Origin of the sequence: Mycoplasma sp. 4463 (assembly GCF_048381515.1) — a bacterium.
Taxonomy (GTDB): domain Bacteria; phylum Bacillota_I; class Bacilli_A; order Mycoplasmatales; family Metamycoplasmataceae; genus Mycoplasmopsis.
This window is the reverse complement of sequence record NZ_JBLWID010000003.1, coordinates 17523-35572: the sequence shown is the minus strand read 5'-3', so window position 1 is coordinate 35572 and position 18050 is coordinate 17523. Positions and strand designations below refer to the sequence as shown.

At 29.4% G+C, this 18050-nt stretch carries 7 protein-coding genes; 6 read left to right on the top strand and 1 reads right to left on the bottom strand.

Going from position 1 to position 18050, the window contains the following annotated elements; genetic code table 4:
* The first annotated feature begins 181 nt into the window (after positions 1-181).
* From ACNF36_RS00610 to ACNF36_RS00600, 3 genes are all read left to right on the top strand, one after another.
* A complete protein-coding gene (locus tag ACNF36_RS00610) occupies positions 182-2137 on the top strand; it encodes a C1 family peptidase (RefSeq protein ID WP_418303372.1) in 1956 nt (651 codons plus the stop codon).
* A 56-nt stretch (positions 2138-2193) separates the two neighbouring features.
* Positions 2194-2415 carry a hypothetical protein gene (locus ACNF36_RS00605; protein WP_418303371.1) on the top strand — a complete coding sequence of 74 codons (222 nt, stop codon included), beginning with the start codon at positions 2194-2196 and terminating at the stop codon, positions 2413-2415.
* A 416-nt stretch (positions 2416-2831) separates the two neighbouring features.
* Complete coding sequence (locus ACNF36_RS00600) at positions 2832-10661, top strand: hypothetical protein (protein WP_418303370.1); 7830 nt, start codon at positions 2832-2834, stop codon at positions 10659-10661.
* Between the two features lie 128 nt (positions 10662-10789).
* On the opposite strand, the gene ACNF36_RS00595 is transcribed toward ACNF36_RS00600, so the two are convergent.
* A complete protein-coding gene (locus ACNF36_RS00595) occupies positions 10790-11620 on the bottom strand; it encodes an MAGa7180 family putative nuclease (RefSeq protein WP_418303369.1) in 831 nt (276 codons plus the stop codon).
* A gap of 333 nt (positions 11621-11953) precedes the next feature.
* On the opposite strand from ACNF36_RS00595, the gene mip reads away from it, so the two are divergent.
* The 3 genes from mip to ACNF36_RS00580 are packed head-to-tail and all read left to right on the top strand — an operon-like array spanning position 11954 to position 18048.
* Positions 11954-14290: an Ig-specific serine endopeptidase MIP gene (mip, locus tag ACNF36_RS00590; RefSeq protein ID WP_418303368.1), complete on the top strand. Its 2337-nt coding sequence runs from the start codon at positions 11954-11956 to the stop codon at positions 14288-14290.
* Between the two features lie 19 nt (positions 14291-14309).
* The gene (locus ACNF36_RS00585; protein ID WP_418303367.1) at positions 14310-16586 is read left to right on the top strand and encodes a putative immunoglobulin-blocking virulence protein; all 2277 of its coding nucleotides are present in this window, start codon (positions 14310-14312) and stop codon (positions 16584-16586) included.
* Positions 16564-18048 (top strand): MSC_0624 family F1-like ATPase-associated membrane protein, encoded by a 1485-nt coding sequence (locus ACNF36_RS00580; RefSeq protein ID WP_418303366.1) that lies wholly within the window; start codon positions 16564-16566, stop codon positions 18046-18048. The genes ACNF36_RS00585 and ACNF36_RS00580 overlap by 23 nt, the downstream gene beginning before the upstream one ends.
* The last annotated feature ends 2 nt before the right edge of the window (positions 18049-18050 follow it).

Here is an 18050-nt window from a genome sequence, read left to right as displayed (position 1 = left end):
ATCGCTCGGTATTTAATTTCAAAATCATTTTTTGACATTAAACCCTTCTTATAATCATCATAATCTGAAAAAAGTTCTAGTCATTGTTCTTGTTTTAGTTGTTTCATAATCACTCCTTAATATAAAAAACACAAAATACGACGTTGTCCATATTTTGTGTCCCAGTTTAGAAATTGCAAGAATGCCTTTTTTTGATGCAAGAAAACTCAATTTAGTTACTAACGTTAAGAATCAAGGTCATGAAGGTCTTTGTTGAGCATATACAATTGCTTCAATTTTAGAAACCAATATTTTAAAAAATAATATAGGAAATTACACTAAAAATTCTTTAGATATTGATGAACATGCAATTGATTACATAAGCAATAGTTGAAATCATAATGCAGATAAGTTAAATTTAAATCCCGATGCTAAAGAATGAAAAGGAATTTTAGGTACAGGAAATTATTTATCTCACGCATTTAATGGTTTGATGAGAAATACATCCCCAATTGCTCAAACTAATCAAACTGAGTTTCCTAATTTTGATAACCCTACAATTGCCAAAATTAAAAAAGCTGTAAAAATTAATCATACTGTTGATGATATTAAATTAGCGATTGCCAAATACGGCTCTGTGGGAGTTGCTTATGCTTTTAATGAAATGAATTTTCACCCTGACACCGTTTGATACAACGAACCAAATTCAATTATTATAACTAAATCACCTGAAGAAAGACATATCAGAAATCATGCTTCAGTTATTGTAGGTTGAGACGATGATTATTATGCATCTAATTTTTGACCTGAAACACCGAAACAAAAAGGTGGTTTTATTATTAAAAATAGTTGAGGAACTAAAAACATGCATGCTCAGGGTTACTTTATGCTTTCATACGATTCATTAGATTTAATTCATGAAGTAATGGCAGTTGAAGTAGAAAATAATAATGCATATCAAAATACTTACTATTATGATACAAAAAATTCATTTTCTTTATTCGAAACCCCTGGCACTAATGAAAGAACAATGGCAAATATTTTCCCAGTTAAAAAAGCAAATGACGAAATTGTAGAAAAATTAAAGTCAATTAATTTTGCGCTTAAAGGTACAAACATTACTGCTGAAATCAAAATTTATGTTAAAAATTCTTCAATGTCTAATCCTGAAGATGGTGAATTAAAATTAACTCAAGAAGTACAAATTCCAAATTCTGGTGATAAAGGATTTTATACAATTGATTTAAATGAAGAAATTATTTTAAACAAAGATCAATATTTTTCAATCATTGTTGATGTCACTAATAAAGGTAAAAAAAACGTTGATTTGGTGGCAAGTGATGAAACTAGAGAAATTTTGAGTTTTTATAAACACAATAATCAATGAGTAAATAGCAAAAAAAGTTTTGTTGTATTTGGAATTAAAGCTCATACTCTTGAAATTCCAATTAGCGAATTAAATAAAAACGCAGTAGTCAATGAAGAAAATAAAGAGTTAGAAGAAAGTTCTGAAAATAATACAAATAATAACCCTAGTGAATCAGATACGGAAAATAATCCACCTAGAAGTGATGACAGTGAAAGTGAATCAGAAAGCTCTGAAGCTGAAGTAGAAACAGATACAGGGACTAATATAGAAAAGTCATCAGATAGTGAGATTTCAAGAGAAGATGAAACAAGTTCTCCAAAAACTGATGAATCTGAAACAGATTCAAGTTCAGAAGAAAATAATCCGATTTCAAAAGAATCTGATGCATCTAATGTTGAAGACAATAGTTCGCCAGTAGCTGAAGATACTACTAAAAATAAAGATATAACTGATGAAAGTTCATCAGAAGATGAAACTAATTCAAGCTCTGAAACAGGAACAGATTCAGCATCTCAAGATGATAACAAATCAACAACGGAAGATTCTGCAACTGAAAATAAAGATGCAATAAATGAAAATCCAACTACTAATGACAGTTCAACTGTAGAAAAGAATAATTCCGATAATGAAAAAGAATCAGAAGATGTTTCGATAGAATCTGAAAAATCTAAAACCAATAAAACACATGTTGTTTTATGAAGTATTTTAGGTGTTACAACTGGAATTATAACTTTTGGTATAGCAACTTTCTTTATTGTTAAATTAATGAAAAAAAGAGTTAAAAAATAATTTAACTCTTTTTTTCTGCTTTTAAAAGTTTAAAAGGTTTATTAGCAATTAGACTGATGTATTTATGAACCTGAAGACATATCGAAGGTTATATATGTTTTTGTTTCTTAAGTTTAGTTTTACTTAAATTTTTAGTTTTCAAAACTAATGATTTAACTGGATTATCTAGAAAAGATAAATTTATAGAAAATAGATTAATTGACAGGATGAACAATGTCAAAGAAATCCAAGAAAAATTCAAAAATCAAGCTAAGAAAACTATCAATATAATACTATAACAAATAGTGAGCGTGTAGCATATAACAAATCTTGAGACAAGTGTTCTATCTGAGTTGTTCAATGTTGAATCAATTAAATTAACTGTTACAACTAAGATGATGCCAATTATAAAATAAGAAAACTAATTTCATATAATGAAACATTTTCGTTTGAGAATTTTTGATGTTGTGTATCTTATCCCCTTCTAAGCAAATAACTTTAAAATATTATTTACTTAACTTCATTCTATTATTAATTCATTTCTCATATCACAAAAATATATTTTTCACATTTGTGAAAAATTAAGGTATTATGCAGATTAATTTGTAATTATATAATCCAAAAGTAAATAATTAAACTATAATTATATTTCTAAAGACAAAAAGAAGTTTTGTCTTATTTAAGCATCAATTTATTTATTAAGAAGAGGTGGTTTATGAACAAAAATAAAAAGTTAATTATTGGTTTAAAATCAGCACTTTTAATCATTATTCCATCGATTGCAATTTCAACAGGTATTGCAGCTAATTTACAAGCTCCTGAAAGGACAGAACGTGTTAAATTAACAGAGGAAACAGCGAGAAAAATTAAAAATGCTGAAATAACAATGTTAGATGGTTATTATGATTCACTTATGTTGGATCGTCCGGTTTTAAATCCTAATGGTGATGAAGATGGTGATGGTATTTTAAATAAAGATGAGGTCTACACATTTGTAAAAGATGGTAAGACTTATTTTGGATACAATTCTCACCCATTCTTAAAAGATACAGATGGAGATGGAATTGCTGATAATAATGATGCTCATAAACTTAAATGAGATTTTTCACCTCGTGATGCTTTAATTTTCAGTAACTTATCTTACCGTAGTAAAGCTTTCTTAGATATTGAGTTTGATGATACAAATCGTGATTTATGAGAAGAAAATAAAGCATATTTTTTAGGCGAAGTTCCAGAAAATAAGAGAGATGAGCACGACAAAATTTTTGAAACAGTTCATAAAAATATGGCCCGTTATTGAAAAAGGTTTGAGTCTTGAGATGAAAGTAATGGATACCAAGCGTCTTGATTAATTAACCAATCTGATTTTCCATTTTTAGAAAATGACACTATTAGTGTTTTAGCTATTGCAGGTACTAATGGTGCAAAAGATCTCGATGATGATTTAGATTTATCAATATGAAGAAAAAAACCAGGTCAAGCTGAGAATGTATGAATTTCTCTAGCAACAATAAGTCAAAAACCTGTTTCAGAAATTTATTCTACAGGTCACTCATTAGGGGGTCATCTTTCAGAGTATGCACTTATTTGATCAAAGGGAAATCAAGAAAATAGAAGTATTGACAATTTTGTTAAAGCATATGGATTCAATTCTCCAAAAATTTCAAGTGCTTATTATGGAGCTATCAGTGACAGATTAATTAAAGAAGGTTGAGCACAACATTACGGAACAAATAATGATCCATTAAAAAGTTTTCCTGGCCACTTCCCAAGCACAATTTATGTTGGAGGAGGTTCTCACTCTGATACTAACTTCTTTGAAGATGAATATGTATCAAAATACTTTACTTCAGGTGATAGAAGTTTATTTAAAGGTATTCCAGCACAACCTATTCTAGATCAATTAATAGTTTCAAAATTCTGATATAACGTTCAATTATTCTCAGATAGAACACCTTCAAATGTATGAGGTCCAAAAAGAATAATGGAACAAAACACTGAACGTTTCTACAAAAGAATTAAGAATATGGTCCCAGAGCACTATCGTTTAGTTGATAGCGCACAAGAAATAGCTTCAAAATTCCCATTAAATAGAGATGCTAACCACAATACAAATATTAATTACCAAATTCCAATTACTCCAATAGACCATACTGTAACTTATGTATTTAAGGATAATACTGGAAGAGAAGTAGATAGAAGAACCTTTACGGTCAATGTTGAAAATCAATCATATGAAAAACCTCAAATACCTAATCACCCACTACGTAAGCACTTCACATACAAAATGCAAAATATGTCAGAAGTGCCTTACACAAGAGACTTCTGAGTTGATACAACTTATGAAATCAATTTAGTTCCTGAATTAAGAGATAATACAATTGATAATTTAGAATACTTATCAGATGAACAAAAAGCAGCTGCTAAAGATCAAATGCGTGCATCTTCAGATAATGATGAAATTGACAGAATTATGAAGAATGCTCAGGATTTAAACCAACTTATTTACAAATTTAATGAAGCTAAACAACTTAAATACAAACCTGATTTTACAGAATCTGATAAAGAATTTAAAGATGCATTTACATATGTATTGGATGAAGTTGAAAACACTTTATCTTCAGAAGAATTTACAAATCCACAAGCAAGTTACGCAGTTTTATTAAATAAATTAGAAAAAAGTAAGAATGACTTAAATGGTTTACATAATTTAGATGTAGCAAAATCAGATGCAATTGAAAGAATTCATAATTCAGAATACTTACCTGAAGATCAACAACAAAATGCTATTGGTCTTATCGATCGATGTGGAGAAATAGCTGAAGTTAATAAGATTTTAGAGAACACTCTTCAAGCTGAAGCAGCATACGCTACATTACAAACTGCTGCAAATAAAATAAAACAAGTTGATTATTTACAAGCTACACCAAGTCTTCAAGATGAATTTGTTAAAGCTAAAGATGCTTTAACAGGATTTGATAAGAATATTGATTTTTCAGAACCAATTCCTGGACTTAAAGAATTAACAGATAACTTAGCCACAAAAATAAATGCCCTTGATGGAGTTGATAGATTAACAAAAGCCAAAAATGCTGCCAATGCAGTAATTGCAAATTCGGATTTATCAAAAGAACAAAAAACAACAGCTACTAAACTAGTTGAAAATTGCACAACACTTGAGTCAGTTGATATAATCCAAAACAATGTTTCTAAAGTAAATGAAGCTATTAACTTAGTCAATAATATAACTTCTGAAAAACAAACACAAAACTACATTGAAGCAGATGGTGATTTACAAACTAAATTCAATACTGCTTTAGATACATTATCAAGTGTTAAAACTTATTCAGATTTTGAAAACTTACCAAATAACTTAAGTGAAAATTATGAATCATTAATAAGTGCACAAAGAAATCTAAATGGTGCTTCTAAATTAGTTTTAGCTAAGAATACAGCTAAATACGAAATAGAAAATATGAGTAACTTACTTGCATATTTAGCTAAAAATGCTAAACAAGAAATTGATAATGCAAAAACTATTGCAAGTGTAAATACATTAAAAGAAAATGCTTCTGCATTAAACACAGCTGTAGCAGTGATTAAGCAAGCAAAAAATGCAAAAGAAACTATTGCTTTCAAAGAGGCGACATCATCAAAACAAGATGAACTTACTAAATCATTAAATAACTTTATAAAAGCACTTGCTGCATACACAAGTTTTGCTAATAAACTCCCAAATATTGATACTTTAGTATCAAATATGAACGATGCCATTGCTTCACTTGATGGAGTAAAAAACTTAAATGATCTTAAGACACAAACGATCACTCAAATTAGGAGTTTACAAAACTTAAATGATCAAGAGAAAAATAGTTTAATTTCTGAAGTTCAAAATCAAAATTCATCAGCAGATGTAAGATCTAAATTTGTTAAAGCTCAAAAACAAGATTTAACAAATAAGGTTGCTTCATTAACTAACTTATCAAACGCACAAAGAAGTTCATTGACTAATGAGATTAATAAAGATGCATTTAATTATCAAAATGCTAGTGCGGTTGTTTCGAATGCTTCTGAATTAAATAATGTAATCCCATCATTTAAGCAATCAATCAATCACGCAAATGAAGTTAAACAATCAATTAACTATAGTTATGCAACTGAAGAGATTAAAAATTCTTACAACGGTGCATATGATGAAATAGTTAATGCAATCAATGTAAATGATTTTACAAATCCAATTGCTAACTTAAACTCATTATCAAGTTTCTTATCATCAGAAGAAGCTAGATTAGATGGAGTAGCAAATAAAGAATTATTAGATGCAAAAACATCTGCTAAAGAACAAATTGATAGATTGGAAAAATTATCAGACACACAAAACCGAGCAGCTAAAAATCAAATTGATGTTAAAACTACAGTTGCAGATGTTAACTTATTAAAAGACTATGTAACTAAAATTAATGGTGCAATTGATAAATTAGATAAAGCAATCGAAGTTAAAGAAACACCAAATTACAAACTTTCTGATATAGATAAACAAAGAGCATTTGATAATGCTATTAGCGCATTAGAAAACTTAAGAACAGTAGATAACTTTAATGATGTTGATCCTTATTTAGATAACAAACTAGGTAAATTATCAGATGCAGAAACACAATTAAATGGTGACAGCAAGCTTATTGAAAGAAAAAAACGTGCAATAACATCGATTGATGATTTAGAGAATTTAGCTACAGAACAAAAATTAAAAGCCAAAGAGCAAGTAAAATTAGCTACAGAACTAGATATGGTGCAAAAAATTGCAGATAATGCTGAAGATATTGATTTTGTTTTAGGAGCCTTAAAAGTTGCAAATAAATCAATTAGGACAATCAGATATTCATCTGCATCAGAAGCTGCTCAAAAAGAATTTAATGAAGCTAAAAAAGCTGCTGAAGTTCATGAAAATGCAATGGACTTTACAAAAGATTATGTTAATTTGGATTCTATTGGTAATAGATTATCAAATGCTGATAGAGCACTTGATGGAGTGAAAAACTTAGATGATGCTAAAGAATTAGGGAAACAAAAATTAGGTGATTTAATCCATATATCAGATGATCAATTCATTAATGCTTTCAATCAAATTGATCAAGCAGCGACATCAAAACAAGTTGAAACTGTTATTACAAATGTAACAAATATTGATAAAGCTATTGAAAAATTAAAATTAGCCAAAAAAGCTGAAGACACAATTGAGTTTAGAGAAGCAAGTAAAGAAAAATTAAACGATTTAACCAATGTAGTTGATGCACTTAAAAGTGCTAAAGATGTTTTAGATTTCAACACTGTCGCTATTGAAGATATTGAAAATAAAATTAATATTCTTAAAAATGCTATTAAACATTTAGATGGAAGAACAAATTTAGATACAGCTAAATCAGATGCTAAAGCTAAATTAACTACCTTAACACACTTAATTGTTAACCAAGTTACTGCCGCTGAAAGTTTAATTGATTCTGCTACAACACTTCGAGGTGTTGAAAACATTATTGCTAACGTTACAAATGTTCATGCTGCAATTGAACAAGTTGATACATTAAACAAACTTAAAGAAGACTCAAAACCTAAATACACACAAGCAGAAGAAAGCTTACAACAAGCTGCAAATAATGCACTTACACCATTAGAAGATACAAAAACATATGAAAACTTCACAAGTCCATATGCTGAAGATATCGTTGCTAAGAAAGAAACACTTAAAAATGCTATTGATGCACTTGATGGTGACACAAAATTAGCTGATGCTAAAAGAGAATCTAAAGAAGCTATTGAAGCATTAAATAAGTTATCAAATGATTCACAAAAAGAAGCTGCTAACAATTTAATTGATTCAGAAGATAGTGACACAATTGAAAAAGTTAACGCTATTGTTGAACATGCTAAAGAACTTAATAATGCTTTACAAGCTCTTGAAAATGCAAACGCAGAAGAGTTAAAACCTAACTACACAGAAGCATCAACAACACCTACAGATAAAAAAGCAGAATTTGATGCTGCAAAAGCAAAAATCGATGCAATCAAAGGAACAAGCGACTTTAGTCAACCTATTGCAAATATTGTAGCATACATAAATGCACTTAATAATGTTGTTAGAGATCTTGATGGTCAAGAAAGATTAGATGCTGCCAAAGAAGAAAATAAAACTAAATTAGGCGAATTAAGACACTTAAGTACTGATCAAATTAGAGAAGCAAATAATCAAATCGATGCTGCAATAACAATTCAATTAACAAAAGACATTGTTACAAATGCAACAAATGTTGATACTGCAGTTGAACAAGTTCAAAGATTTAATGATGTTAAATCTAAACCACAATTTACAGAAGCTAATTCAGATAAAAAACAAGCTGCTCAAACAGCGTTTGACAACTTACTAGGTGTAGAAACAGTAACAGACTTTACAACAAGTCTTATTGCTGACATTGCAGAAAAAACGGGAGCTCTTAATAATGCGATTAGCTCACTTGATGGTAAACAAAACTTAGCTGTTACAATAGCTGCTGCTAAATCTGCTATTGATGCATTACCTAACTTATCAGATGATGAGAAAAGAGACGCAAAAACTGAAGTTGAAAAACAAACAACTATCTCTAATGTTGCTGATAAATTATTAAATACTCAAAAACAAGATGCATCAAATAAAATCGACTCATTGTCAAACTTATCAGATCTTGTGCAAAAACCAGCTGTTAAAACTCTTATTAATTCAAAAGTAACTAAATATGAAATTGATGCAATTGTTGTTAATGCAGAAAAAGTTAACAGTGGTATTGGGGCACTTAATGATGAAATTGCGATAAAAGGAGAAATTCAATACAAACAAGCATCAGATGATGTTAAAGCAAACTTTGATAATGCTATAACTGCATTAGATGGATTATCAAGCTACACAGACTTTGAAACTCCATTTGACCAATTAGATACTAAATTACAAGCCGTATCTGAAACTAAAGGTTTATTAAATGGTAAAGATAGATTAGCTGATGCTAAAACAGAAGCTAAAGAAGCTATTGAGGAACTTGAAAACTTAACATCAATTCAAAAAGAAGCTGCTAAAAATGAAGTTGAATCTAAAACATCAATTGCTGATGTTGAAGAAAAATTACTTGAAACTCAAAAAGAAGATGCTATAGCTAAAATTAACTCATTGCCTAAATTATCAGAAACTCAAAAAGAAAAAGCTATCAAATTACTAGAAGCTAAATCAGATAAAAATGGAATTGATAAGGTAGTTTCAAATGCATCAAGCATTGATGGAGCGATTGCTAAAGTTGAATCTACTAGAGAAGTCAAATCAGAAATAAAATACACTCAAGCTTCAAACCAAGGTGCATTTGATGATGCAGTTACTACTTTAAACGACTTGACAACAACACTTGACCTTGACGAACCATATCCTAACTTAGATAACAAGTTAGATACATTAAAGTCAACTCACGATGCTCTTGACGGTGCTGATAGATTAAAAACAGCTAAAGAAGAAGCGCTTGCTGCTATCGAAGTTGCTTCAAACTTATCAGATACTCAAAAAGACGCTGCTAGAAACTCAGTAAACAGCTTAAATGAAGTTTCTAAGATTAAAGATATTAAAAATAATGTTAAAGCAATTAACAGTGCCCTTGATGTTGTTAAGAAAGCTGAATATGTAAAAAATAAAACTCAATATACAAAAGCTTCACAAGGAAAACAAGTTGCATTCACAAATGTACTTGATGTATTACATGAACTTAAAACTAAAGATGAATTTAATACATCAGTTGAAAGTCTTAATGAGAAATTAGATGCATTAAGTGATGCTCTTAATAATCTAGATGGTGATGTAAAATTATCAGAAGCAAAAGCTAAAGCTAATTACGCCATAGATAACTTAACCAACTTGACAGATCAACAAAAAACAAAAGCTAAAGAATTAGTAAATTCACAACCATCAGTTGATACTATTGAAAACATTCTGACAAATGCAGCAGATGTTAATAATGCATTAGAGGTGTTTAAAGAGGCGCAAAAAGTTAAATCTACACCTAACTATACAGAAGCTGATGCACCTAAAAAATCAGCATTAGATAATGCGTTAGCAAAATCAACTGAATTAAGTAATAAATTAGACTTTAATAATAGTGTGCAAGACTTAAATGAAAAAGTTAATCCTGTAGTTGAAGCTAAAAAATCATTAAATGGTGATTATAATTTAGCTACATCTAAAACAGATGTAAATGCAGAAATTAATAAGTTAAACAACTTATCAAGTGAGCAAAAACAACAATTTATTTCTGAAGCTAATGGACAAGTAACTGTTAAAAAAGTTAAAGAAGTATTAGAAAAAGCACAAAAATTAAATGAATCATCAAAACCTGTTGATAATAAACCTGAAGAACCTACAAAAGTTGAAGAAGGTAAAAAACAAGGTGCTCCTGGTTGAATTTATGGAGTTATAGTTCCACCAATTGTTGGAATTGCTACAGGTTTAGGATTCTTATTCAAGAGAATTTTTAGAAGAAAATAGAAATTAATAAACATTAAACTTACATTTTAATCAGTGTAAGTTTTTTGTTTTTTCTTAGCAAAAATACTAAAACGCATTGCACAAAGGTGTAAAAAAATATTAACCATTATCTGGTTAATAAGTTTTTGCTAAGCTTTTACATTAAAATCTGCTTTACCTTCTTGTTTTCATTTGTTTAAAAGTTTTTCTCATTCTTCAAATGATCCACATTGTAAATATTCAAGTTGATCTTTGTTAATTAAAGGATCAAATTTAGGGGATTTATTTGTATTTGTGTAGTGATAGTATCATTGTTTAACTTTTTTAATATCATCTTCAACATCTGCTCTATTAACTGGGAATGTGTAAGATTTCATCCTTCTTTGATTAATATCCACATTTTCAGGGTTTAAATAATCTCCCAAATCATCTCTTAAAAATAAAGCAATAATTGAATAATGACTAGCACCTTTTAAATATGAATAAAGTTGCGCTTGTTTTCTATATGAAGGGTCAACATCCTTGTCGCCTCAAAGTTCATATTTTTTATCTTGTGCTGTTTTGATTTCAAGAATCATATTTGTTGAAGGAATGTATCCATCAGGAACTCCCATAATAACATCATCTTTGTCTTTGAAATAGTTATATTCATAATCAGCAGCAACAAAGTTTTCAATAAGTACATTAGGATGCACCTTTCTTAAGAAATCAAATATTTTAGGTTCTAAAATAGTTCCTGCATTAATGTATTTTTGCGATAACACTGGTAATTTTAAGTGTGCGATGTGACAAAATGCATTAAATTCATTCTTAAATGCATCTTTAATTAAAATCTCAGAAACGGTGCTTCCTCCGATTTTTTTGTATTTTAAAAACTTATTATCAGATTTAAGTTGCTTAATCATATGATCTTTTAAAACAATAACACTATTCTCTCAATCAATCTCATAATCTCTTTTGTTGTAATATTGTCTAGCCATATTCTTATTTTAAATTATTTTTTTAGTTAAAATCAAGTTATTTTATAAGTTCTTTAATAAATTTTTATTTTCGATAAAACAAGTCCAAATTGATCTAAAAAATATACTTTGAATTCATAAATGAATTTCAAATGTGTTATTATTAAGTTATAAATTATAAACATCTGAATAATTTACATAAAAATAATAAATTTATTAATCAATTAAATTGTAAAGTGTTATAATTTAATGTTAGCATCAATATATATATATATATATATTGGTTATATATTTATTTTTGGATTTAAAATTAGTTTTAATTTCAAGTGATGCTAAACAAAAATGGAGTAAATTATGAAAAAAAATAAACTTAAATTAATGTTGCTTGCAACATTTGGATCAATCGTTTCAATTTCATCTTTAGGTATTTCTTGTGGACAAACAAAACCACAACCTGAAAATCCATCAAATCCTAAAAATGAGGATCCCGAAAAACCAAAAGATAGCGGTGGTAATGAGGGTCCTAAAGTTGTTGTAGAACCTGAAATTCCTATAAGACCTGCAAATCCAGGTGTTGGATTAAATATTCCAGGTATGCCTGAACTCTATAAAACAGATCCTGCAGCATATAAAAAGCTTTCAGAATCAGACAAAAATGTTCTTGATTTACAAGGGTATGTAAAAGCACTTAAAGATTACCGTGGTGATTATTCATCAAAATTAGCTGCTAACTTAAAATTAACACCAGAGCAAATTGAAGCATATGATCGAAAAGCTAAAGCTGCAGGTCAACCTACATTTGAAAGTGCTGTTGTTAGAAACTTCTCTATTGTAAATACTGATGGAACTTTATCATTAAACCCATTAAGAGATGACGCAAAAGCAGCTTACTGAGATTCAGTTCCTTTAAATAGAGGGTTACCTAGATATTTAGCTAATGAAATGTACAAGAAAACTGCTCTTCAATCTTATGCAATCAAACTTAGTAACACTAACCCATTAATAGAACAAAACAGAATGTTCAATGGTTCTGCGTGAATTTTAGATTACAAAATTGATGAAAATGGATATCCAACAAAATGATATATCGGAACAAATATTCACGTTATTCAAGCATTTGCTGCATCAACTGCAAATGCATCAAGTCAATCAAGATTTAAACACATTAATGATTTACAAGCAGAAGCAGATAGCTACAATAAATACACAAAGGTGGTTAAAGATGCTGACGCAGAATACAACAAATTAATGGAAGAAGTTAGTGCAAAAATCAAAGCTAAAGATGATGAAATAAAGTCATATGAAGATAAAAAATATATAGCTTTATCTGCAGGTAATCAAGCAGAAGCTGATAGATATGAAAAACAAGCTCAAGCAGTTAGAGAAAATGACTTACCACCTTTATATGCAGAAGCTAAAAGAATCGAAGTTGAACAATGAAGTCCAAAATGATTAGCAAAATATAATGAAGCTAAAAACTGACTTAAACAAGGTGTAATAGGTGAGACTGTAAATATCCAGTTATTCCACTTTAACGATGAAACTCCAATTGACCAATGATTAAGAGTTAATGAACTTCAACCAACAGTTGATGTATTTAGTTTTAAACCATCACAAGTTAAACTAGTTTATGCCGGTCTTGACTTTTTAAAAACTAGTCCAAGAGATTACGTAGACCCTAACTCACCATTATCTGAATTGGAAGAAGCAGCTGATTTTGCTGTTCTTGAATTTGATTTTAGTAATTCTGATAATACATATGAATATAACAAAATTATTGGAGATCCACAAGACACATTTGGTGAACGGAAATCAGTTAGTTCAGCTGCTGAATTAGCTAAATTAGCTACAAGCAATTTTGCAAACTGAAATGAAAATGAAAAATTCAAGTTTGCTACAAAGAGCTTAAAAGCTACATATCAACAAGATGAAAAAACAATGATACCTAATGTTAGATTAACAAATGATAAAACTGCAAGTATTCCAAAATCAAAAATCAACTTAATTTCAGTTGCATTCCCAGATGCTAAAACTGACCACTTATTTATCCGTAAGATGTTAGAGCCATCTGAAGTTGCAATTATTGACTCAGGATTTAGTCAAAGTATTTGAACTAACAAACCTGTCTATGTTGCAGAAGGACAACAAGTTGATAAAAAAGTATTCACAAAAGAATACGGAAGTGGATGAAACAAATCACTAAGCGTAAGAAATTTTATTGATATGCCTGGTGTATTTGACATCACAATAGTTTCTCCATTAATTAATTCAAGCAAAAACGAAGGTTACAAATTTGGTGTAATTAGAGATTCTGCTTCAACTTACACAGGAGATAGATACTTAAGCTACGGATTAGGTTACTCAATAGGAGCTTGACAACCTTTATTTGGTGCATCAGGTTCATCAGTTAGAACAATTGATAATGAAATTGTTGGAATCAACTATGCAACAGGAGACTCTACAGGTGTGTCATTAACTGCTTTAACTCAAGCATTCAGATCTGAAGGTGAAACTTACGACGGTTTCTATGGTAAATATAAATTAGAACAATATGACTTAATTTACGGTGGGGGAGAAAATCAAAGATCATCATACCGTGAAGCATTACAAGAGTTATATCCAAACATTCAAACTTACTTATTCAAACAAGGGGCAAATTTAATTCCTGAAGAATACAAATTCAACAAATAATTAAAGAAAGGTATTAATTATGATTAAAGCTAAAAGAAAAAAATTAATAATCAATATTGGTGCCGTTTCTGCACTAGCTGTTGTAGGTATTGTTGCAGCTAAAACAATTAGTGATAATGCTAAACCAAAAACAAAAGACTTAGGAGTTATTACTCAGTCACGTGGAATCGCTACAGTCATCAATGAAAATGATGTTTTGTATAGTGATAAAAATTCTTCAAACAAAGATAATGACTTAAAAATTAAAGTCAAAATCGAACCAGAAAAACCAGCTGTTGAAAATCCAAAACCAGTAGAACCAGAAACAACAAATCCTGTTACTGAACCAGAGAAACCTTTTAATCCAGAGCCAGATCCAGAACAACCAGTACCTGACCCTGAACCTATTGATCCTACTCCTGCACCTGATCCAGAACCAACTAATCCAGAACCTGTAACCCCAACACCTGCACCTGATCCACAACCTGAGCCAGATGCTGCTCCAACACCAGAGCAACCAAAAGAACCTGAGCCAGAAGATCCGGATAAAGCAGATGATGGCGTTTATACAGAACAACCTATAACTCCACAACCAGAACCAGAACAACCTACAGATCCTATTATTGAACAACCAATTATAGTGACTCCTCCAGAACCAGAACCAGAGCCTGAACCAGATCCATCTACAGAACCTTCAAAAGCAATCGAAGGTCACGCTAACCCAGAAGCTGCAAAAGATTTAGATTTTGCAACAATGAAACCTAAACCTATTGACAAAGTTACAAAAGTCAAAGAGGAAATGAAAAGAGAAATTAGAGAAAATCTTTCTGTTATTAACAGCATATTTAATAAAAATCCAAATGATTTAACAGAAGCTGATAAAGAGCTTTTAAACAAGAGTATCATTAAGATTGCTAATAACAATCCTCAAATTAATTATCCAGAGAACGCAGATTTCTCATATCTTTTTAAATTACTTAAAGATCCTCAACAAGCATACGCATTTAAGATAACACTTGAAACTATAAATAGAGAACTTGAAAATTACCTTAACAAAGGTATGGTTCCAAGTTTCCATTGAGGTGATACAGGATTCGGTAGTTTTGCACATGTTAATTTAGAAGATAATGTTGTGCGTAATGAATATATAAGAAGACATAAAAATTCATATTTTGCTTACGAATCACAATATCACAGAAATTCAAAACAAATTAGAAACTTAGAATATGAAGGTTTCTCTAAACGAAATAAAACTTCTGAATATTCAAGATATGGAGCAGGCGCTGATAAAGGAATTGAAATTTATGAATACAAACCAGAAAGTGCTATTGCAAAAGAAAAAGTCAAAACAAACAAAGTTATGGCAATTCTTGATGCAGCTAACACTAAAGGTTACAATTCATTCTTAAGCTTTTTAGATAAAGTTAAAAAAGCTAACAAACAAATTGATGTACTTGTAATCAAAAATATGGGTCTTAAAGACAAACGTCAAGAATTTAGACACATTTTAAAACAACTTCCTGAATCAATTCAAAAATTAACTTTATTCTTTGAAGGTAAAGATACAACTTCACTTATTGCACTTAAAGATAAGAGAATCCAAGAATTAGACCTTTATAGTTCAAATGACTTATTAAGTAAAGATTGAGGAATTGACCCTATTGCATTACGTGGTGTAAAAAATATTACATTTGACTACACATTCGCAGCTATGCAAGATAATACAAATATGCCAGGTTCAATTGTATTTAACAGACTTAGATTTGATAAAGATGATACATTAGAAGAAATCAACGAAGGTCTTGATATTGCATTCAAAGATAGATACAATGAAAGAATTTTCCAAGGAGAATTCGGAGATGGTTCTTGACCTACTTGACTTGATTTCTCATTAAACAAAAACATCAGAAGTCTTGAAGGAATGCGTTTCCACAATAGAGTATTTAAAAACTTAACTCTTTACAATAACACAAATACATTCACAGTTAATGCTGACACGTTAGCAGCTCAACAATGATCTGCAATGCTTATCAAAGGACCAGAAAGACCTAAATTACATTTTGTTAGCCCTGTAGAAGTTAACACATTATACATTCAAGGTAATGCACGTGACTTAGACGATAACTGAGGTCCAGAATTATACGGATTGATTGAATCAGGTAAAAATGTATTTAGAACAATTTACGTAGATAACCAAACAATGGCTGACAGATTAAATCGCTCACAAGCATTTACTAAATTTGGTAAAACAGCAGTAGTTAAATCAGCTAACTTTGATCCAAGTGGAGGTGGCGATGCAGAAATCTCATTCAGTTAATAGTAAAACCAATTTATTACAGTTAAACTGAAGTAAAGAAAATGTTCTTAAATTAATTTCACTTGTACTTTCATTCTTGTTAATAAGCTCAATTGGAATTGTTTTCAATTACTTTATTAACAAAGGCGATCAAACAGGAATTGATTATTCAATTCTGTTTGATAGAAGTTTCAAAATAAACTCAAGTATTAACTTCTTTGTTTTATTCAACTTAACTTTATTATCATTGCTGATTATTATCCCTGTGACTAAGAGTTATTTTGTCATAAACAAAAATAACTTGAAGTTTTCAAGTTACATCTACTGATATGTTGCATACATTACTTATGCACTTATTACATTTGGATTTTATACTTTTACTTTTATAACTACTACAAAAGATACTTCAGCAAAATGATTAATTTATAACTCATTTTTACTTATACCACTTTTAGTTATTGATTTAACTTTTGATGTATACACACAAATTCAAAAATCAAGAAATTTTTCAATTAACATCAAGAAATTAGTTTTAGATTCAAGCTATACTATAATCAAATACGTTTTACTCGGAATTGGATTAGCAATGCTTGTTTTAATGGTTAATAATGTTCAAGTTTCAAAATCAAAAGATGGAAGCATTGAAACACAAAGAATTGTTGGTATTTTTGTAAACAACGTTTACATTAATAAACTAACTAGAATTTTCAGTGAAAATGCAGTTTACAAAAACTTATCTATTTTTGGATTAGTTTTTGCACTTATCTTGCTTCTAAGTTTAAAAGTTTATTCAAACATTTCGAACTTATCAAGTGTAGTTTACAGAAACAGTTTATTTGGATCACTTACAAAATTAATTCTTGCATTTATCTTACCTGTAATGTTCTTTGCAATTTACACACTTGCAAAATACGCTTACAAACCAATCGATATTAGCGAAGATACAACCACAAAAGTTGCCTTATTTGCTGTGTTTATAGCATTAGTTGTAATCTTAAATGCACTTGTAATTGCAAGTAGATTTACAAAATTCAAAAATCAATTATTAACAAACAAAACAGCATTTGTAATTTTAGAGTTAGTTTCATTATTTGTTTTATTAGTTGCAAATACTCAATTAAACTACTTTCACAGATTAATTATTAACTTGTTATTCTTTGTTTTATTTGTAATTAACTTTGGATTAGTTAAATACAATAATGCTAATAAATTAAATAATTTAGAAAATGCAATGCTTTTAGCTATGTTAGTTTCTCTAACAATTTCATTAGTATTTAGCATTTTCTTACACGCTACATTAAGTAATGATAACTGAGCAATATTAGTGCTTACAAAGAATTGAGATATATTAACAATTTTTGCACTAGTAACAATTATGCTTTATATTCTATTTGCACTTTCATCTATAGCATATACTGGATTTATCAAGATATTTGCTTTGTTTTATGAAAAAAGAAAACACTTTACAAAGAGAGGTAAATAATT